The organism is Angustibacter peucedani (assembly GCF_054779595.1).
In genome coordinates, this window is the sequence record NZ_BAAGXY010000001.1 from 1 (window position 1) to 19,212 (window position 19,212).

20 protein-coding genes and 1 tRNA gene are annotated in these 19,212 nt (G+C 74.5%); 15 read left to right on the forward strand and 6 right to left on the reverse strand.

Annotated elements, in window-relative coordinates; all coding sequences use genetic code 11:
• Both ACYVJ4_RS00005 and ACYVJ4_RS00010 read right to left on the reverse strand, forming a co-directional pair.
• Positions 1-1,922 (reverse strand): hypothetical protein (locus tag ACYVJ4_RS00005; protein ID WP_460458045.1); only part of this gene is annotated, 1,922 nt, incomplete at its 3' end.
• Entirely contained in the window at positions 1,919-2,641 is a 723-nt protein-coding gene (locus ACYVJ4_RS00010; RefSeq protein WP_460458046.1) for a hypothetical protein, read from the reverse strand. The genes ACYVJ4_RS00005 and ACYVJ4_RS00010, both read right to left, overlap by 4 nt.
• A gap of 176 nt (positions 2,642-2,817) precedes the next feature.
• Between ACYVJ4_RS00010 and ACYVJ4_RS00015 the strand changes: the two genes are divergently transcribed.
• From ACYVJ4_RS00015 to ACYVJ4_RS00030, 4 genes are read left to right on the forward strand one after another with little or no spacing between them, the layout of a single operon-like run.
• Entirely contained in the window at positions 2,818-3,297 is a 480-nt protein-coding gene (locus ACYVJ4_RS00015) for a GNAT family N-acetyltransferase (RefSeq protein ID WP_460458047.1), read from the forward strand.
• An 8-nt stretch (positions 3,298-3,305) separates the two neighbouring features.
• A complete protein-coding gene (locus ACYVJ4_RS00020; protein WP_460458048.1) occupies positions 3,306-4,352 on the forward strand; it encodes a chorismate-binding protein in 1,047 nt (348 codons plus the stop codon).
• A 28-nt stretch (positions 4,353-4,380) separates the two neighbouring features.
• Complete coding sequence (locus ACYVJ4_RS00025) at positions 4,381-4,980, forward strand: class I SAM-dependent methyltransferase (protein ID WP_460458049.1); 600 nt, start codon at positions 4,381-4,383, stop codon at positions 4,978-4,980.
• A 44-nt stretch (positions 4,981-5,024) separates the two neighbouring features.
• Positions 5,025-5,861, forward strand: coding sequence for an aminotransferase class IV (locus tag ACYVJ4_RS00030; protein ID WP_460458098.1), 837 nt, complete (start codon positions 5,025-5,027; stop codon positions 5,859-5,861).
• Positions 5,862-5,877: 16 nt separating this feature from the next.
• On the opposite strand, the gene ACYVJ4_RS00035 is transcribed toward ACYVJ4_RS00030, so the two are convergent.
• Entirely contained in the window at positions 5,878-6,291 is a 414-nt protein-coding gene (locus ACYVJ4_RS00035; RefSeq protein ID WP_460458050.1) for an SsgA family sporulation/cell division regulator, read from the reverse strand.
• Between the two features lie 221 nt (positions 6,292-6,512).
• Between ACYVJ4_RS00035 and ACYVJ4_RS00040 the strand changes: the two genes are divergently transcribed.
• The 6 genes from ACYVJ4_RS00040 to ACYVJ4_RS00065 all read left to right on the forward strand — a co-directional run bounded on the left by ACYVJ4_RS00040 (position 6,513) and on the right by ACYVJ4_RS00065 (position 11,161).
• Complete coding sequence (locus ACYVJ4_RS00040) at positions 6,513-6,971, forward strand: TIGR02611 family protein (RefSeq protein ID WP_460458051.1); 459 nt, start codon at positions 6,513-6,515, stop codon at positions 6,969-6,971.
• Between the two features lie 76 nt (positions 6,972-7,047).
• A tRNA-Val gene (locus tag ACYVJ4_RS00045) sits at positions 7,048-7,122 on the forward strand.
• Between the two features lie 34 nt (positions 7,123-7,156).
• On the forward strand, positions 7,157-7,807 hold the full coding sequence (locus tag ACYVJ4_RS00050; protein WP_460458052.1) for an MOSC N-terminal beta barrel domain-containing protein: 651 nt from the start codon (positions 7,157-7,159) through the stop codon (positions 7,805-7,807).
• A 102-nt stretch (positions 7,808-7,909) separates the two neighbouring features.
• Complete coding sequence (gene thrS / locus ACYVJ4_RS00055) at positions 7,910-9,904, forward strand: threonine--tRNA ligase (protein WP_460458053.1); 1,995 nt, start codon at positions 7,910-7,912, stop codon at positions 9,902-9,904.
• Positions 9,905-9,909: 5 nt separating this feature from the next.
• Complete coding sequence (locus ACYVJ4_RS00060) at positions 9,910-10,467, forward strand: HIT family protein (RefSeq protein WP_460458099.1); 558 nt, start codon at positions 9,910-9,912, stop codon at positions 10,465-10,467.
• Between the two features lie 4 nt (positions 10,468-10,471).
• The gene (locus tag ACYVJ4_RS00065) at positions 10,472-11,161 is read left to right on the forward strand and encodes a maleylpyruvate isomerase N-terminal domain-containing protein (protein WP_460458054.1); all 690 of its coding nucleotides are present in this window, start codon (positions 10,472-10,474) and stop codon (positions 11,159-11,161) included.
• Between the two features lie 16 nt (positions 11,162-11,177).
• On the opposite strand, the gene ACYVJ4_RS00070 is transcribed toward ACYVJ4_RS00065, so the two are convergent.
• Genes ACYVJ4_RS00070 through ACYVJ4_RS00080 form a run of 3 tightly spaced genes read right to left on the reverse strand, consistent with a single transcriptional unit; the run spans position 11,178 to position 14,698 of the window.
• Positions 11,178-12,056 (reverse strand): MFS transporter permease, encoded by an 879-nt coding sequence (locus ACYVJ4_RS00070; protein ID WP_460458055.1) that lies wholly within the window; start codon positions 12,054-12,056, stop codon positions 11,178-11,180.
• Entirely contained in the window at positions 12,053-12,538 is a 486-nt protein-coding gene (locus ACYVJ4_RS00075; protein WP_460458056.1) for a hypothetical protein, read from the reverse strand. The genes ACYVJ4_RS00070 and ACYVJ4_RS00075 overlap by 4 nt, the downstream gene beginning before the upstream one ends.
• Before the next feature lie 9 nt (positions 12,539-12,547).
• Positions 12,548-14,698: an elongation factor G-like protein EF-G2 gene (locus tag ACYVJ4_RS00080; protein ID WP_460458057.1), complete on the reverse strand. Its 2,151-nt coding sequence runs from the start codon at positions 14,696-14,698 to the stop codon at positions 12,548-12,550.
• A gap of 118 nt (positions 14,699-14,816) precedes the next feature.
• Between ACYVJ4_RS00080 and pgsA the strand changes: the two genes are divergently transcribed.
• The 5 genes from pgsA (at position 14,817) to pdxS (ending at position 19,083) form a co-directional block, all read left to right on the forward strand.
• Entirely contained in the window at positions 14,817-15,443 is a 627-nt protein-coding gene (gene pgsA / locus ACYVJ4_RS00085; RefSeq protein WP_460458058.1) for a phosphatidylinositol phosphate synthase, read from the forward strand.
• Positions 15,440-16,366: a phosphatidylinositol mannoside acyltransferase gene (locus tag ACYVJ4_RS00090; protein WP_460458059.1), complete on the forward strand. Its 927-nt coding sequence runs from the start codon at positions 15,440-15,442 to the stop codon at positions 16,364-16,366. Before pgsA ends, ACYVJ4_RS00090 begins: the two co-directional genes overlap by 4 nt.
• On the forward strand, positions 16,363-17,481 hold the full coding sequence (locus ACYVJ4_RS00095; RefSeq protein WP_460458060.1) for a glycosyltransferase family 4 protein: 1,119 nt from the start codon (positions 16,363-16,365) through the stop codon (positions 17,479-17,481). The genes ACYVJ4_RS00090 and ACYVJ4_RS00095 overlap by 4 nt, the downstream gene beginning before the upstream one ends.
• Before the next feature lie 10 nt (positions 17,482-17,491).
• Positions 17,492-18,061 carry a hypothetical protein gene (locus tag ACYVJ4_RS00100; RefSeq protein ID WP_460458061.1) on the forward strand — a complete coding sequence of 190 codons (570 nt, stop codon included), beginning with the start codon at positions 17,492-17,494 and terminating at the stop codon, positions 18,059-18,061.
• A 119-nt stretch (positions 18,062-18,180) separates the two neighbouring features.
• A complete protein-coding gene (gene pdxS, locus ACYVJ4_RS00105; protein ID WP_460458062.1) occupies positions 18,181-19,083 on the forward strand; it encodes a pyridoxal 5'-phosphate synthase lyase subunit PdxS in 903 nt (300 codons plus the stop codon).
• Positions 19,084-19,212 lie beyond the last annotated feature (129 nt).

Genomic DNA, 19,212 nt, shown 5'->3' on the forward strand with positions numbered 1-19,212 from the left:
CGCACCCCGGTGGCCGGGCTCCAGGCGACCCGCGCGCCGACGCTGAGCAGCGCGACGCCGGAGCCGTCGGGCACCAGGCGCAGGTCGTGGTCCTGCTCGCCGCCGAGCGAGAGCACCGCGAGCAGGCCGGTGCCGAACTGGGCCGACGGCGCCGCTGCCTGCAGGTCGGCGCGCAGCAGGCCGAGCCGCACGTCGGCGCCCACCTGCGCGCCGAGGGCGAGCGGCGCCTGCACCCGCGCCGCGAGGTCGACGGCCAGCACCGACCCGGTGACCACCAGGACGACGTCGACGTCGTCGGTGACGGCCACGCGGTACGGGTCGACGGCCGAGCCGGTGCCGCTCACCGGCAGGGCCTGCGAGGCCTGCGCCGCGGTCGCCTGCTGCCAGGTCGCGAGCACCGAGCGCACCGTGGCCTCGGACGACGCGAGCAGGGCGCGCCAGCGGTCGCGCAGCGCTCCCACCGGGTCCTGCAGCAGCCGCACCGCGTCCACGCGCGGCGCCGGACCGGACGGCGGGTCGGCCAGCCCCAGCAGCACGGCCACGGCGTCGCCGAGCGGGCCGAGCCCGCCCAGCAGGCTGGCCGCGGCGTCGTCCAGCGCGTTGCTCGCGACGGCGGCGAGGGCGTCGCCGTCGGTGAGGTCCAGGACGTCGTAGCTCGTGCTGCCGACCACGGCCCGGTGCGCGCGCAGCACGAGCAGCGGTCGGCGCGCGGCGTCCAGCTCGAAGCCGGCCGAGAAGGAGCCGACGGTGATCTGCAGGCCGTCCGGTCCCGCGACCGGCCCGAGCAAGGGGTCGGCGGTGCCGGACCCGACGCGCGCGGTCAGGCTCAGCAGCGGCAGCGCGACGGCTGCACCGGTGGCGAGGTCGAGGCGCACCGGCTGCACCGTGAGGTCGAGCGAGGTCCCGGCGGCACCGGTGGCCGAGAACTGCACCTGCGGCGTCACCTGGGGCAGGCCGCCGGCGGCCGGCGCCGCGACGACGTCCACCACGACCGTGACCGGGCCGACGGCCACGTGCACGCCCGGCGCCGCCGGCGGGGCGGGCGTCGTGCCGCCGAGCAGCGTGCGCAGGTGCTCGAGCCACTGCGTCCGCGCCGGGCCGTCGAGGCACTGCGCCCACCAGGTGGCCAGCGCCACCGGGCCGCGGGCCAGCAGGTCGGCCACCGGGCAGTCGGGCACCCCGTCGCCGTCGACCAGGCCGAGCAGGCCGGCCAGCCCGTGGGCGGGGTCGCTGGCGGGCAGGGCGTCGGTGCCGGCCTGCACCAGCCCCATCACGAGCTCGAGCAGCGCGTCGTCGAGGTCGGCGACCTCGTCCGCGTGGACGACGACGTCGCGGGCGGCCGCCGCGCCGGGCAGCCGCAGCCCGCGCAGCGCCAGGCCGAGCCGCGGGTCGCCGCCGCCGGTCGGGATCGTCGCCGTCAGCTCGGCCGAGGCCAGCTGCACCCCGCCCGCCGACGTCCCGGACGGCATGGTGAGCGCGAGCCGGACGTCGACGTCCGCGCCGGGGTGGCCGATGAGGAGGGGGTCGCCCACCGCCACCGAGCCGGAGGCCGCGAACAGCGGCACGAACGCGTCGACCTCGACGCCCACCCGGCCGGGCCCGCCCGGCGATCGCACCGACGCGCCGAGGCCCACGTGCACCTGCTCGCCGCCGCGCACCTCGGCCAGCACGACGCTCACCGACAGCGGCGCCTTCTCGAACAGCGGCAGCCAGGTGCGGCCCTGCGCGTCGGTCGCCGACTCGGACCCGCCGAGCAGGTCGTCGACCACCTGCACGAGGGCTCGGCGCTGCACCCGGTCCTTCAGCACCGACGACAGGAACCGGCCGGGGTCGGCGAACCAGCCGTCGCGGGGGGAGCCGTCCTCGTCGAGCAGCCCGACCGCGGTGGCCAGGCCGGCGATGTCGCCGAGGTCCGCGGTCACCTCCCGCTCGCCCCCACGGGGTGGCGGTCGAACGGGTGGCGGGCCTGGGGGCCGATCTGCAGGCCGTTCGCCGACGCCGTCCAGGTCGTCGGCACGAGCGGCGCGCCGTCGGTGTCGGACCCGGACGCGGCGGCGATGCCGGCGGACGCGTCGAGCAGTCCCTGCCAGGCCAGCGCGACCAGGGCGTCGCCCCACCGGCTCACGACCAGCGCCGGACCGCGCGGCGTCGTGGCCGCGGCGAGCAGCCCGGCCGGCCGCTTCTCGGTGCCGACCACCAGGTCGACCTCGACGGTGGTGCGGCGTTCCTGGGTGAGCTTGACCAGCTCGTCGCACGAGACGTCGACCGCGACGGTCACCACGCCGTCGCCGGTGCTGACGCGCAGCGTGTCGAGCAGCACCAGCAGGCTGTCGGCGCCCTGCGTCCAGACCACGGCGCGCGGCAGGTCGCGCCGCGCGCGCCGGTCGCCGCTCTCGCGGGCCAGCGCGTCGGCGGTCACCTGCTGCACGGCGACCTGGAGCACCTCGCCGGCCCGACCGACGTCCAGCGGCAAGGGGTCGGACACCTGGCCGGGCTCGAGCGGGCCGCGGGGGAGCAGGTGCGGGCAGCGCTTGCGCAAGAAGTCGAGGTGCGCGCGGCAGGCCTTGTCGAGCTCGTCGTCGCGCCCGCGCCGGACGTCGTCACGGCCTCTGCGGCCAGGTGTCTCGTCGTTCGCGACCATGGCGGACCCACCCCTTTGCGAGGCCCTGTGCGCTGCCCGGCGACGCTACTCCCGCGCTCGACGGCGCCACAAGATCACGTCCGGATCGCCCCGGTTTCGTCCCCAGACCCGCTGCGCCGCAGGGTGTCTCGACGGGCTCTCGGCCGACGTCCGGCCGGTCGGTAGGCTCACGCGCCATGAGCCACGACCTGCGCTACGAGGAGCTCGCCGGCGACGACCTCGCCCGCTACCTCGTGCACCTCGAGCAGTCCTACGCCGACGACATGCACGCGCTGGGCGGGGTGCCGCTCGAGGAGGCGCGCGAGCGGGCGCGGCAGAGCATGGTCGAGCTGTTCCCCGACGGCACGCCGGCTCCCGGGAACCGGTTGTGGCGCGCCGTCGACGGCGACGGCCGCGCGGTCGGGATCCTGTGGCTCGCCCATCGCGCGGCCGGCACGCCGGGGGAGCACGCCTGGATCTACGACGTCGAGGTCGAGGCCGACCGACGGGGTGAGGGCTTCGGTCGCCAGCTGATGCAGCGGGCCGAGGAGATCGCCCGTGAGTGGGGCCTCACCTCGTTGCGGCTCAACGTGTTCGGCGACAACGAGGTGGCCCGCCAGCTGTACCGCACGCAGGGCTTCCGCGAGGAGGCCGTCATCATGAGCAAGGCGCTCTGACCAGCGCGGTGCCCGAGGCGTTCGCCTGGTTCGGCGGTCGGCTGGCGCGCGGTCTGGCCGAGGTGCGCCGGGCGGGCACGGCCGACGACGCGGCCGCGGTGCTGGCCGACGTCGAGCGGGCGGGCGGTTGGTGGGCGCTCGTCGGAAGCTTCGAGGGCGACCTGGTGGCGGCCCGCTTCGACGAGGTGCGGCCCGGCCTGCTGCCCGAGCCGGTGGCGCCGTGGCCGGGTCTGGCCGGTACCTGGACGACGTCCCTCGACCGCGACGCCTACGAGGCCGCGGTGACCGACGTCCGGGAGCGGGTGGCGCGCGGCGACGTCTACCAGGTCAACGTCTGCCGCGTGCTCGAGCACCCGCTGCCCGCCGAGGCGGACGTCGTCGCGCTGGCCCACCGGCTGCACCGCGGCAACCCGGCCCCGCACGCCGGCGTCGTCCGGCTGCCGGGTCTGGAGGTGGTGTGCGCCTCGCCCGAGCTCTTCCTGCACCGCGACCACGACGTCGTGCTGACCGGGCCGATCAAGGGCACCGCGCCGACCCCAGAAGGCCTGCAGCCCAAGGACGTCGACGAGAACGTGATGATCGTCGACCTCGCGCGCAACGACCTCTCGACGGTGTGCCGTCCCGGCTCGGTCGAGGTCACCGACCTGCTGGCCGTCGAGGAGCATCCCGGGCTCGTGCACCTGGTGTCGCGGGTCCGCGGTCGGCTGGCTCCCGGTCGCACCTGGGCCGACCTCTGGCGCGCGACGACGCCGCCGGCCTCGGTCACGGGCGCGCCGAAGTCCAGCGCGCTGCGGGCGATCGCCGACCTCGAGCCGGTCGCCCGCGGCCCCTACTGCGGGGCGGTGGGCTGGCTCGACGCGGACGCCGGCTCCGCCGAGCTGGCGGTCGGCATCCGCACCTTCTGGACGACGGACGACGGCACCGACGCACGGGTGCTGCGGTTCGGCGCGGGGGCCGGCATCACGTGGGGCTCCGACCCGGCGGGGGAGTGGGACGAGACCGAGCTCAAGGCGCACCGCCTCCTCGGCCTGGCTGCCACGCCGGACCGGTCGTGACGCGGGCCTCGGCCTAGGGTTCACCGTCATGGACGTCACGGACCGCACCCAGCAGGCCTACGACGCGGCCGAGATGCAGGACCGCGCGGCGCGGCCGCTCGGCGAGGAGCGCACGGCCCACGTCCAGGAGTTCGCCGGCCACCTGCGCGCCACCGGTGCGCGGCACGTGCTCGAGGTCGGCTGCGGCGCAGGCCGCGACGGCGTGCTGCTGGAGCAGAGCGGCAGCGCGTGCACCGGCGTCGACCTCGCAGCCGCGGCCGTGCGTCTCTGCCGCGAGCGCGGGCTCGACGCGGTCCTGGCCTCGGCGACCAGGCTGCCCTTCGTCGACGCCTCGTTCGACGCGGCGTGGTCGATGAGCACGCTGATGCACCTGCCGGGCGACGGCTTCGCCCTTGCGGTGGCCGAGCTGCGCCGGGTGGTCCGCAGCGGTGGCCGGGTCGAGATCGGTGTCTGGGGCGCGCCGGACGACCGCGAGCGCACCTTGCCCGACGGCCGGTACTTCCGGCACCGGTCCGAGGCGACGCTGCGGCGCGACCTCGCGCCGCTCGGCGACGTCGTCGCCCTCGACACCTGGGACTGGCGCGAGGACGGCGGTCACTACCAGTGGGTGCGGGTCGTGGTGGGCTGACCGCAGCCGACCGGTGACAGACTGGGCCCATGACGGACGACGGACTGCGGGCCTGGGTCGACGGCCGGCTGCTCGCCCCGGGCGAGCCCGCGCTGAGCAGCAACGACCACGGCGTGACGGTGGGCGACGGGGTCTTCGAGACGCTCAAGGTCGAGGACGGCGTGCCGTTCGCCATGACGCGCCACCTGCGCCGGCTGGCCACGTCGGCGGCCGGGCTCGGCCTGCCCGCGCCGGACGTCGAGCGGCTGCGCGAGGGCGTCGAGGCCGTGCTGGGCGACGCACCGCCGATGGAGTTCGGCCGGCTGCGGCTGACCGTCACCGGCGGCCCCGGCCCGCTCGGGTCAGGGCGCGACGGCGCGCGGTCCACCCTCGTGGTCCTGGCCGGTCTGGCGTCGCGGCCCGAGGCGAGCACCGCGGTGAGCGTCGTCCCGTGGACGCGCAACGAGCGCAGCGCCGTCGCGGGGCTCAAGACGACGTCCTACGCCGAGAACGTCGTCGCCCTGTCGTACGCGCACGAGCACGGCGGCAGCGAGGCGCTGCTGGCCAACACCCGCGGCCAGCTGTGCGAGGGCACCGGCTCGAACATCTTCCTCGGGGTCGGCGGGCGGCTGGTGACACCCCCGCTGTCGTCCGGCTGCCTGGCCGGCATCACCCGAGAGCTGCTGCTGGAGTGGGCGATCGCCGACGGGCTGGACGTCGAGGAGACCGAGCTCGGGCTGGACGACCTGCGCGCGGCCGACGAGGTGCTGCTGACGTCGTCCACCCGTGACGTCCAGGCCGTGCACGCGGTCGACGACCGCCGTCTCGACGCGCCCGGCCCGCTGGCCGCTCGCGCGCTCGAGCTGTTCCGCCGCCGGGCGGCGCAGGACGTCGACCCCTGATCGGGTCGGTCGCGCCTCAGGCCAGCAGCTGCGTGATCGCGGCGTCGACGTCGATGTGGTCGCCCTCGTAGCCGAGCGGCACCGCGTCGTAGGTGCGGGCGAGGAACGCCTGCAGGCCCTCGGCGTCGGCGGCCAGCAGCGCGCAACCGTCCGGCGAGCTGAGCTGCAGCATGACGACGGAGGTGCCGCCGTCGGTCGTCGGCCAGACGCGCACGTCGCCGTCGCCGCACTCGTGCAGCAGGCCGTCGCTGAGCAGGTCGCGACCCAGCACCCAGGAGATCGACTCGTCGCCGGCCCGGAACGTCGCCTCGACCGCGTAGGGGTCGGCGACCTCGTAGCGCAGGGTGGCCGTGAGCAGCAGGCCCTCGTCACCCGGGACGACGAGCTTGAGGTCGACGTCGTCCACGACCTGGACGGGCGGCTGCAGCATGGTGGGTCCTCCTGGGTGGGGGGCGGGGGTGCCCTCGGCTGCTTCAGGTGTGCCCGCCGCGCGGCGCCCTCAAACCTCGGTGTCCGATATCCGGCAAAAGTCGTCCGCAATGTCCGATCTGCTGGTAATCCCGAGCAAAGAGAAGGCAAAGCGCCTCTCCTTCGACGGTCAACCCCGCACCAGACGACGGTCTGCTGACGTCTCTCTCGTACCCTGAGGTCATGCAGGCAGAGGGGCACGGGGGCGCCGACACCGACACCGTCCTGGTCGACGCCGACGAGGACCGCTGGCAGTGGCGGGCCCGCCTCAAGCGCAACCCCACGACCCGCCGGCTCTACCGCGGCGCCGTCCTCGTCGTCGGGCTGGCCCTGCTGGTGGTCGGCATCATCGCCATCCCGTTGCCCGGCCCCGGCTGGGCGCTGGTCTTCGTCGCGCTCGCGGTGCTCGCCAGCGAGTTCGAGCCGGCCGACCGGCTGCTGCAGTTCGCCCGCCGCCACGTCAGGCGCTGGACCACCTGGATCGGCGACCAGCCGCTGTGGGTGCGAGGCGTCGTCGCGCTGGCCACCCTCGCGCTGGTGCTGGCGCTGTTCTGGACCTACTTCGCGCTCACCGGGGTGCCGGGCTGGCTGCCGGACGTCGGCCGCGACCTGCTGCTGCAGGTGCCCGGGCTGGGCGGCTGAGGCGATTGGGGCGCGGGCGCACCGATCCGGTACGGTAGGTGCCGCGCCACCGCGGGTGGCGCATCCGTGCGAGCACGGGCGATTGGCTCAGTGGTAGAGCGCCTCGTTCACACCGAGGAGGTCACTGGTTCGAACCCAGTATCGCCCACCAGCACCACCCGGCCCCCGGTCGTAGGCTCCTCCTCGTGAGCGCTCCCGAGCCGTCGTCGTCCCGTCCCGCGCTGGGGCGCGTGGCGTCCCTGCGGTCCTTCCCCGTCAAGTCCATGGACGCCGTCGAGGTCGACCGCGCCGTCGTCCTGCCCGGCGGCCTCGAGCACGACCGCGGCTGGGCCGTGGCCGACGGCGACGAGGTGCTGACGGCCCGCGCGCTGCCGCAGCTGCGCGACGTGCGCGCCGGTGCTCCGACGTCCGAGGACGGCTCGCCGACGCTGCGCCTGCCCGGCCGCACGGACGAGCTGACCGGTGCGGACGCCGACGCCGCGCTGTCGCAGGCGGTCGGCCGCCCGGTGGCCCTGCGCCGCGCCGACCAGGGCGGTGCCCGCTTCAACGAGGTGGCGGCGGTGCACCTGGTCAGCCGGCAGGCCGTCGAGCGGGCGGCGGCCGACGAGGGGACCACCCTGGGCGACCCGGCCTGCAGCGTCGAGGAGCCGCGCGCCAACGTCGTGCTCGACCTCGCGGACGACGCCGGGCTGGAGACCGCCTGGGTCGGCCAGGAGCTGCGGCTCGGAGACGTCGTCCTGCGCATCAGCCAGCAGCCGCGGCACTGCCTCGGCGTCTACGCCGAGGTCGTCAGCCCCGGCACGCTGCGCGTCGGCGACGACGTCCAGCTCGGCTGAAACCCGCTCGGCCCCACCCGCGGCGCGTCGATACGCTGGCGGGGGCCGGCGCTCGCCGGCCGACCTGCACCGTCCACGCACCACCCCGACCAGGAGGTCCCCGTGCCCGCCCAGATCACCGTGTCCGTCGCCGGGAGCGAGCGATCGGTCGCGGCGGGGACGACGGCGGGCGAGCTGCTCGAGGCCGACGGCCGGGGTCCCGTCGTGGTCGCGCGCGTCGGCGGCGAGCTGGTCGACCTGTCGCACGCGCTGTCCGACGGCGACGTCGTCGAGCCGGTCACCGTCGACAGCGAGGACGGTCTGGCGGTGCTGCGGCACTCGACCGCGCACGTGCTGGCCCAGGCCGTGCAGCAGATCCACCCGAAGGCGCGGCTGGGCATCGGCCCGCCCGTGCGCGACGGCTTCTACTACGACTTCGACGTCGACACCCCGTTCACCCCGGACGACGTCAAGGCGCTCGAGAAGGCCATGCAGCGCATCATCAACGAGGGGCAGACCTTCGTGCGCCGGCCGGTCTCGGACGACGAGGCGCGCGCCGAGCTCGCCGACGAGCCGTACAAGCTCGAGCTGATCGGGCTCAAGGGCGGCGCGGCCGAGGACGCCGCCGAGGGTGCGGCCGCCGAGGTCGGCGGCAGCGAGCTGACCATCTACGACAACGTGCGCCGTGACGGCACCGTGGCCTGGAAGGACCTGTGCCGAGGCCCGCACCTGCCCACCACCAAGATCATCGGCAATGCCTACAAGCTGATGCGCACCGCGGCCGCGTACTGGCGCGGCAGCGAGAAGAACCCGCAGCTGCAGCGCGTGTACGGCACGGCCTGGCCGAGCAAGGACGACCTCAAGGCCTACCTCGACCGGCTGGCCGAGGCCGAGCGCCGCGACCACCGGCGCATCGGCGCCGAGCTCGACCTGTTCTCGTTCCCCGAGGAGCTGGGCTCCGGGCTGCCCGTGTTCCACCCGCGCGGTGGCGTCATCAAGCGCGAGATGGAGGACTACGTCCGCCAGCGCCACATCGACGAGGGCTTCGAGTACGTCGGCACCCCGCACATCTCCAAGGAGCAGCTCTTCCACACCTCGGGGCACCTGCCGTACTACGAGGAGGGCATGTTCGCGCCGTTCGACGTCGACGGCACCGACTACCGGCTCAAGGCCATGAACTGCCCCATGCACAACCTGATCTTCCGCTCGCGCGGGCGGTCGTACCGCGAGCTTCCCATGCGGCTGTTCGAGTTCGGGCACGTCTACCGCAACGAGAAGTCGGGCGTCGTGCACGGCCTGACCCGGGTGCGCGGCTTCGCGCAAGACGACTCGCACTCGTACGTCACCGCCGAGCAGGCGCCGGGCGAGATCAAGCACCTGCTCGAGTTCGTGCTGTCGCTGCTGCGCGACTTCGGGATGGACGACTACTACCTCGAGCTGTCGACCCGCGAGACCGAGGGCGAGAAGAAGGACAAGTTCATCGGCTCCGACGAGCAGTGGGAGCTCGCCACCGAGGTGCTGCGCGACGTCGCGACCGAGTCCGGTCTCGAGCTCGTCATGGACCCGGGCGGCGCCGCGTACTACGGGCCGAAGATCTCGGTGCAGGCGCGCGACGCGATCGGGCGCACCTGGCAGATGTCGACCATCCAGTACGACTTCAACCAGCCCGAGCGGTTCGGCCTGGAGTACCAGGCGGCCGACGGCACCCGGCAGCAGCCGGTGATGATCCACTCGGCGAAGTTCGGCTCGATCGAGCGCTTCTTCGGGGTGCTGGTCGAGCACTACGCCGGCGCCTTCCCGGCCTGGCTGGCACCGGTGCAGGTCGTCGGCATCCCGGTGGCCGACGTCCACGCCGACTACCTGCACGACGTCGCGGCCCAGCTGCGCGCGCAGGGCGTGCGGGTCGAGGTCGACGTCGCCGACGACCGGTTCCCCAAGAAGATCCGCAACGCGCAGAAGTCCAAGGTGCCGTTCATGCTCATCGCGGGCGACGAGGACGTCAGCAAGGGCGCGGTGTCGTTCCGCTACCGCGACGGCTCGCAGAACAACGGCGTGCCGGTCGCCGACGCGGTGGCCGAGGTCGTGGAGGCGATCCGCTCGCGGGCCACGACCCCGTGACCGACGTGCCGTCGTCCGGCGAGGTGCCGCTCGAGCCGGGCTCGTCCTTCGCGGGCGAGCCGGACGGGTTCGAGCGGCTGTGGACCCCGCACCGCATGGCCTACATCGGCGGCGAGAGCAAGCCCGCCGACGACAGCCCGCGCGAGTGCCCGTTCTGCCGCGCGTCGACCGTGGACGACGAGACCGGCCTCGTCGTCCACCGGGGGCGCACGGCGTTCGTCGTCCTCAACCTGTACCCGTACAGCCCGGGGCACGTCATGGTGTGCCCGTACCGGCACGTGTCGGCGTACGTCGACCTGACCGAGGACGAGACGCACGAGGTGGCCGCGCTGACCCAGGAGGCGATCCGCGTGCTGACCGCGGTGTCGGCGCCGCACGGGTTCAACCTCGGCATGAACCAGGGCGAGGTGGCGGGTGCCGGCATCGCCGCGCACCTGCACCAGCACGTCGTGCCGCGGTGGGGCGGCGACGCGAACTTCCTGCCCATCGTCGCGCGCACCAAGGCGCTGCCGGTGCTGCTCGGCGACACCCGGCAGCAGCTGGCCGACGCCTGGCCGGGCTGACCCGGTGACCGAGGCCGCGCTCCTGCTGGCCCAGGGCTACGAGGCCCTGGCCGAGCTGGTGCGCGGCCTGGACGACGACGCGAGCTGGGCCGCGACCGGCTGCACCGGGTGGAGCGCGCGCGACCTGGTGCTCCACTGCCTGGGCGACGCGCAGCGGGCCCTGGTGGCGCTGCACACGCCGGCGGACGGCCCGGCCGACCTCGACGCGGTCAGCTACTGGCGCGAGAGCCCGGCGGCCGGCGTCGACGGCCGCACCGCCGCGCAGGCCGCCGCCGACGGTCGGCGCTGGACGCGCGTCGCGGCCACGATGTTCCGCGACTGGTCTCCGCTGCAGGCCCTGCACCTCGAGACAGCGGCGGCCGTCGTCCGGGCCGCGGCGGAGGTCGAGCCCGACGCGCTGCTGGCGACGCAGGGCCACGTGCTGCGGGCCGACGACCTGCTGAGCACGCTCGTGGTCGAGGTGACGCTGCACCACCTGGACCTGCTCGTCGGTCAGCCGGCTGGAACGCCCGGCCCGTCGTCGTCCGGGCTGCGGGAGGTGCGGCGGGTGCTGGACGGGCTCGCGGGAGCGCCTGCCGGTGACGCCTGGACCGACGAGCGCTGGGCCCTCGTCGCCACCGGCCGTGCTGAGCCCACCGACGCCGAGCGCGCCGCCCTCGGCGACCTGGCGGCCCGCCTCCCGCTGCTGTCCTGATCCGTCACCGCACGCGTCATCGCACCTGGTCGGTCTTGATCGCACCTGTCTCGCTGCGATGACGGCTGCGCTGACGGCGGGCGCGGTAGCGGGCGAGGAGCTTGTCGCGGTACTCCTCGAGCGGCAGGAAGGCCAGCAGCATCACCAGGTGCGGCCAGAACGCGATGGTGATCGAGGCGTAGGTGCCGGCGTGGAACAGGTACCAGCCCAGCACCATGAGCCGTCGCCACCGCTCGGGCAGGAAGAAGATCACCCACGAGAACAGCTCGGCGCCCATGATGAACCACTGCCCGAAGTGCAGCACCCACGGCGTGTGCAGGAACAGCTCGCCGAACGGCGTCCCGCGCCGCACCACCGCGCGCACCAGCGTCGCGGAGTTGACCCACTCGGGGCCGCCGAAGCGCAGCTTGGCGATCGCCGACAGGAAGTACGTCGCGATGGCGCCGAGCTGGACCGCCCGGATCGCGAACCCGGCGGCCTCGCTGAGCCGGCGGTCGGACAGGTGCGCCGTCCCGACCGTCGGCAGCAGCAGCAGCGCCAGCACGAAGTCGCCGCGGTCGTGGTCGACCTTGCCGTAGCTGAAGGCCACGTACTGGTACCACGACCAGGTGATCGCCACCGCCCAGCCGGCGGCCCGCGGGAAGCGTCCGGTGACGGCCACCAGCGCGAGGACCACCGAGCCCCACTTGAGCAGCTCCACCAGCAGCAACGTCGCGGCCGGCAGGTGCAGCAGCTCGCCGCCGACCAGCGGTTCGTACCAGACCGGGTCGGCCGCGCCGTGGTACCAGCCCGAGGTGTGCAGGAAGAGGACGTCGACGACCACGAAGGCGTAGACGGCGGCCCGCAGCAGCGCCACCCGCGCCAACGGCACCGGCGTGAACAGCCAGGCCCTCACGGCGCGTCCCACTCGGCGACGAGCTTCTCGCGCACCTCGCCGGTCGGACGACGGTCGACGATCACCGTCTCGCGCCGCACCAGCCGCACCGCGGTCCAGCGCGGCGCGTCGGGGTGCAGCCGGGCGTGGCTGGCCGCGAGGGTGCCGAGCATCGAGGGGTCGGACGTGATCTGCGGGATGCGCCCCTCGACCTCGGCGCGGTTCAGGCCGACCGATTCCGGCGTCAGGCCGGTGCCGACCCATCCCGGGTCGGCGGCCGTGCGCACCTCGAGGGCCATGGCCACCACGGCGCCGGTCGGTGGTGTGGACGTCGAGAACATCCGCCACGGCCCGAACGGCCACCACTCGTCCTGCCCGACGACCGAGCCGAGCAGGAACAGCGTGGCCAGCACCGCCAGCACGCCCGAGCGCCACCAGCGGGCGCCGCGGCCCAGCCGCAGCGCCTCGTCCGCACCCGTCCCCACGGCCCCCTGCGTCAGCACCCCGGCATGCTAGCCGTGCGGGTGCGCCGGCCCGGCCGCCTCGAGGATCCGCTCGGCCACGTTCGCCGGCACCGGCTCGTGCCGCGCGTACGCCCGGGTGAAGACGCCCGTGCCGTGGGCCACCGATCGCAGCTCGACCGCGTAGCGCGACAGCGACGTCGCCGGGACGTCGGCGCGCACCGTGCTGCGCCCGTTGCCGAGCGGCTCGGTGCCGGTGACCCGCCCACGCCGCGACGACAGGTCGGTCATCACCGCGCCGACGAACTCGTCGTCCACCGTGATCTCGACCTCGTCGACCGGCTCGAGCAGGCGCAGGCCCAGGCTCGCGGCGTCCTCGAGGGCCAGGCCCCCGGCCGTCGCGAAGGCGGCGTCGCTCGAGTCGACCGAGTGCGACTTGCCGCCGGTGAGCGTGACGCGCACGTCGGTCACCGGGTAGCCGGCCATGAGGCCGCGCTCGGCCCGGGCGCGGACGCCCTTCTCGACGCTCGCGATGTACTGCCGCGGCACCGCCCCGCCGACGACCTTGTCGACGAACTCGAGGCCGGTACCCGGCGGCAGCGGTTCGACGTCGATCTCGCAGACCGCGAACTGGCCGTGGCCGCCGCTCTGCTTCACCAGCCGGCCGCGCCCCTGACCGGCGGTGGTGAAGGTCTCGCGCAGCGACACCCGCACGGGAACGGCCTCGACTCGCACGCCGTAGCGGTCGTGCAGCCGGTCGAGCACCAGCGCCACGTGCGCCTCGCCCATGGCCCACAGCACCAGCTGCTGGGTGCGGGCGTCGTGCTCGACCCGCACGGTGGCGTCTTCGACCGTCAACCGGCCGAGCGCCTCGGCCATCTTCTCCTCGTCCGACGGCGTCGCGGCCCGGATCGCCACGGGCAGAAGGGGTTCGGGGAGCACCCACGGCTCGACGAGGGTCGGGCGGCCGACGTCCGAGAGCGTGTCGCCGGTCTCGGCCTTCGACAGCCGCGCCACCGCGCAGATGTCGCCGGCGATGCACCGGCCGGTGGGCCGCAGCGTCGAGCCGAGCGGGCTCGAGAGCACGCCGACCTTCTCGTCGACGTCGTGGTCCTCGTGGTTCTCGAGCGCGGCGCCGACGAAGCGCGCGCTGTGGCCCGAGACGTGCACCGCGGAGTCGGGATGCAGGGTCCCCGAGAAGACCCGCACCAGGCTGACCCGACCGACGTACGGGTCGGTCGTCGTCTTGACCACCTCGGCGACGAGCGGGCCGCCCGGGTCGCACGCGATGGGCTGCAGCGGATCGCCGTCCGGGGTCGTCACCGCGGGCAGCGGGCGCTCGGCGGGGGAGGGGAAGCCCTGGGTGAGGATCTCGAGCAGCTCGTGCACGCCCACGCCGGACGTCGGCACCAGCGGCAGCACGGGGTAGAACGAGCCGCGGGCGACGGCGCGCTCGAGGTCGGGCACCAGGATGTCGAGGCCCACCTCGTCACCGGCGAGGTAGCGGTCCATCAGCGCGTCGTCCTCGGACTCCTGGATGATCGCCTCGATCAGGTCCGACCGGCGGCCGTCGACGAGCTCGCGGTGCTCGGGGTCCGCGGCCCGCGCGCTGCGGCCGCCCCCGCTGTAGTCGTACAGCTGCAACGACAGCAGCCCGATCACCCCGGCGACGTCGTCGTCCCCGCCGGGGCCCTCGTCGTGCAGCGGCAGGTACAGCGGCACGACGCCCTCGCCGAAGACCCGCTGGCACACCGCGACCGACTCCTCGAAGTCCGCGCGCGGCTGGTCCAGCTTGGTCACGATGACCGCTCGGGGCATGCCCACGGCCGCGCACTCGTCCCACAGCAGGGCGGTGGCGCCGTCCAGGCCGTCGACGGCCGACACCACGAACAGCGCGGCGTCGGCGGCGCGCAGCCCCGCGCGCAGCTCGCCGACGAAGTCGGGGTGGCCGGGGGTGTCGATGACGTTGAGCTTGACGCCCTGGTGCTGCGTCGACGCCACGGCGACCCCGACCGACCGGTGCTGCTTGCGCGCCTGCTCGTCGAAGTCGGTGACGGTGGTGCCGTCCTGCACCGAGCCGAGGCGGGTGACGGCGCCGGTGGCGAGCAGCAGGGACTCGGCGAGCGTGGTCTTGCCGGCGCCCGTGTGCCCCACCAGGACGACGTTGCGCACCTGCTGCGGCGTGCTGGCCTCGTGCGCCATGCCACCCTCCCTCAGACCTGCCTCGCTGCCCGAAGCGCCCAGCCTCCACCCTGGCCCGACGCCGACGCCCGCACAAGCGCCCGCACGAGCGCCGTGGCGCCCTGGCTAGGATCGGGCGGTGCTCAACCGCTTCGCCCGTGCCTTCTTCACCCGCCTGCTGACGCCGGTGGCGAACGCCCTGCTGCGCCTGGGCGTCAGCCCGGACGTCGTCACGCTCGTGGGCACGCTCGGCGTCGCCGCGGGGGCGCTGGTGTTCTACCCCACCGGGCACCTGCTGGCGGGCACGCTCGTCATCACGGCCTTCGTCTTCAGCGACACCGTCGACGGGATCATGGCGCGCGCGTCGGGCCGGTCGAGCTCGTGGGGCGCCTACCTCGACTCGACCTTGGACCGCGTCGGCGACGCCGCCGTCTTCGGCGGGATCGTGCTGTGGTTCACCGGCGGCGGCGACGACCGGCTGACCGCGGTGCTGGCGCTGGCGTGCCTCGCCCTCGGCGCCGTCGTGTCGTACGCCAAGGCCCGGGCCGAGGGGCTGGGCATGACCGCGAACGTCGGCATCGCCGAGCGCGCCGACCGGCTGGTGGCCGTGCTCGTCACCACCGGCCTCGTCGGGCTGGGCCTGCCGGTCGTCGTCCTCACCGTGGTGCTGGCGCTCCTCGCCCTGGCCAGCCTGGTCACCGTCGTCCAGCGGATGCTCGAGGTGCGCCGGCAGGCGCTGTCCGCCGTGCCGCCCCCGACCCCGTGAGCGAACGGCTGTCGTACCTCGCCTACACCGCGGGCTGGCGGCTGGTGCGGCTGCTCCCCGAGGGCGTCGCCTACGGGCTGTTCGACCGGGTCGCCGACGTCGCGTGGCGGCGCGAGGGCAAGGGCGTGCAACGGCTGCAGGCCAACCTGCGCCGCGCCCGTCCCGACCTCGACGCCGCCGGGCTGCGGGCCCTGTCGCGGGCGGGCATGCGGTCGTACCTGCGCTACTGGTGCGACAGCTTCCGGCTGCCCGACTGGGCGCCCGAGCGGCTGACGTCGACCGTCACCGTCGTCGGCGACGAGCCGGTGCGTGCCGCGCTGGGGTCCGGCCGCGGGGTGGTGATGTTCCTGGGGCACCTCGGCAACTGGGACCACGCCGGCGCGTGGTCGACCGTGAACCTCGCTCCCGTGACGACCGTCGCCGAGCGGCTGCGGCCCGAGCGGCTGTTCGACCGCTTCGTGAGCTTCCGCGAGCGGCTCGGCATGCGCATCGTGCCGCTCACCGGCGGCTCCGACGTCTTCCGCCAGCTGCTGAAGACGTTGCGGGACGGCGGTTTCGTGCCTCTGCTGGCTGACCGCGACCTCACCTCCGGCGGCGTCGAGGTCGACTTCCTCGGCGAGCGCGCACGCATGGCGGTCGGGCCGGCCGCCCTGGCGCTGGCCACGGGGGCCGCGCTGTTCACGGTGAGCATCCGGTACGAGGAGCGGGCCGGTGCCCGGCACGGGATCGTCATCACCTGGCACCCGCAGGTCGACACCTCGGACGTCGGGTCCGGCCGTGACGCCGTGGCCGCGCTGACCCAGCGGTGCGCGGACCAGCTCGGCGCCGCCGTCCGCGAGCACCCGCAGGACTGGCACATGCTGCAGCGGGTGTTCGTCGCCGACCTCGAGCCGCGAGGCGTTGCCGCGGAGGTCGACCGATGAAGGTCGGCATCGTGTGCCCCTACTCGTTCGACGTCCCGGGCGGGGTGCAGTTCCACGTGCGCGACCTGGCCGAGCACCTGATCGGCCGCGGGCACCAGGTGAGCGTGCTCGCCCCGGCGGACGACGACACCCCCGTGCCCGACTACGTGACGCCCTCGGGGCGCGCGGTTCCGGTGCCCTACAACGGTTCTGTGGCGCGGCTGACCTTCGGCCCGGTCAGCGCCCGGCGCGTGCGGCGGTGGCTGGAGGCGGGCGACTTCGACGTCGTGCACATCCACGAGCCCGTCACCCCGTCGGTGTCGCTGCTGGCGCTGTGGGCCTACGACGGCCCGATCGTCGCGACGTTCCACACCTCCAACCTGCGCTCGCGGGCCATGCAGGCCGCCTACCCCCTGGTGCGCCCGAGCCTGGAGAAGATCGCCGCGCGCATCGCGGTGAGCGAGGACGCCCGCCGGACCGTCACGACCCACATCGGCGGCGACGCCGTCGTGATCCCCAACGGCGTCTTCGTCGACGCGTTCGCCGACGCGCCGGTGCGGCCGGAGTGGCAGGGCACGCCCGATGCACCGACAGTGGCGTTCGTCGGGCGGATCGACGAGCCGCGCAAGGGCCTGCCGGTGCTCTGCGAGGCCGTGCCGGCGGTGCTCGAGGCGATCCCGGGTGCGCGTTTCCTGGTCGCCGGGCGGGGCGACGAGGACGAGGCCGCCGAGCTGCTGCCGCCCGAGGTGCGGGGCTCCATGACGTTCCTGGGCATGGTGAGCGACGCCGACAAGGCGGCGCTGCTGCGGTCGGTCGACGTGTACGTCGCGCCGCACACCGGCGGCGAGAGCTTCGGCATCGTGCTGGTCGAGGCCATGAGCGCGGGCGCGCCGGTGCTGGCCAGCGACCTCGACGCGTTCCGGCGGGTGCTGGACGACGGCACGCTCGGCGTCCTGTTCCCGGCCGAGGACGCCGCTGCCCTGGCCCGCTCGCTCGTCGACCTGCTGCGCGACCCGTCGCGTCGGTCGGCGCTGCGCGCGGCGGCGTCGGCCGGCGTCCGGCGCTACGACTGGTCGGTCGTCGCCGAGGACGTCCTCGCGGTGTACGAGACCGTCGCCGACGGCGCGCGTCCGTAGGGTGGCCGCCGTGGACCTGCCGCTCTTCCTCGCGATCGCGCTGCTGCTGGCGCTGCTCGCCTGGTACCTGTCCTACTCCGCGGCCCGGCTCGACCGTCTGCACCACCGGGTGGAGGGCGCGCGCAACGCGCTGGACGCGCAGCTGGTGCGCCGGGCCGAGGCCGCTGTCGAGCTGGCCACCTCCGGGGCGGTCGACCCGGCGTCCGGGCTGATCGTGGCCGACGCCGCCTCGCGGGCCATGGAGGTGGGGGAGCGGTCCGGCACCGACGGCGTCCACGGCCCCGAGGCCGTGGCGCGCGAACGGGCCGAGAGCGACCTGTCGCAGGCGCTGCGCGCCACGCTCGACGAGCACGCCGTCGCCGAGCTGGGCGACGACCCGCTGCTCGTGCCGCTGCTGGACCGCCTGGTCGCGGCGTGCCAGCGCGTGCAGCTGGCCCGTCGGTTCCTCAACAACGCGGTCACCGACGCCACCCGGGTGCGCCGCAAGCGGGTCGTGCGCTGGGCCCGGCTGGCCGGCCGGGCCGCGCCGCCCGAGACCTTCGAGATGGACGACGAGCCGCCGGTGGCGCTCACCCGCTGACGACGCGACACCGTGGCAGGTGATCCGCGTCCCACGAGGCAGGATGCGTGCCGGACCGGTGCTCGGCGGCCCGTACGATGGTGCGGTCCGCCGATCGCGACGTCCTAGCGAGGTACCCCGTGTCCACCGACAGCACCGCTCCCGTCACCGGCACCGCCCGCGTCAAGCGCGGCATGGCCGAGATGCTCAAGGGCGGCGTCATCATGGACGTCGTTAACGCCGAGCAGGCGAAGATCGCCGAGGACGCCGGTGCCGTGGCCGTCATGGCGCTCGAGCGCGTGCCCGCCGACATCCGCGCCCAGGGCGGCGTCTCGCGGATGAGCGACCCCGACATGATCGACGGCATCATCGAGGCCGTCTCGATCCCGGTCATGGCCAAGGCCCGCATCGGCCACTTCGTCGAGGCGCAGGTGCTGCAGTCGCTCGGCGTCGACTACATCGACGAGTCCGAGGTGCTGACCCCGGCCGACTACGCCAACCACATCGACAAGTGGCAGTTCACCGTGCCGTTCGTCTGCGGCGCCACCAACCTCGGCGAGGCCATGCGCCGCATCACCGAGGGCGCGGCGATGATCCGCTCCAAGGGCGAGGCCGGCACCGGCGACGTCTCCAACGCCACCACGCACATGCGCAAGATCGGCGGCGAGATCCGCCGGCTCACCTCGATGAGCGAGGACGAGCTCTACGTCGCGGCCAAGGAGCTGCAGGCCCCGTACGAGCTGGTCAAGGAGGTCGCCGAGAAGGGCAAGCTCCCCGTCGTCCTGTTCACCGCCGGCGGCATCGCCACCCCGGCCGACGCCGCGATGATGATGCAGCTCGGCGCCGAGGGCGTCTTCGTCGGCTCCGGCATCTTCAAGTCCGGCAACCCGGCCCAGCGTGCCGAGGCCATCGTCAAGGCCACGACGTTCCACGACGACCCCGACGTCATCGCGAAGGTGTCGCGGGGGCTCGGCGAGGCGATGGTGGGGATCAACGTCGACGAGATCCCGGAGCCGCACCGGCTCGCCGAGCGCGGTTGGTGACCCGGCGCTCTATCGGTGCCGCACGACGCACGCGCCCTCGCTCCGGCGCGCTGCTCGCAAGCTCGCTCTGACGCGCGCCTCCGGAGAGCGCGTGCGCCGCGCTCCTTGCGCACCTCGTTGCGTCCGAAG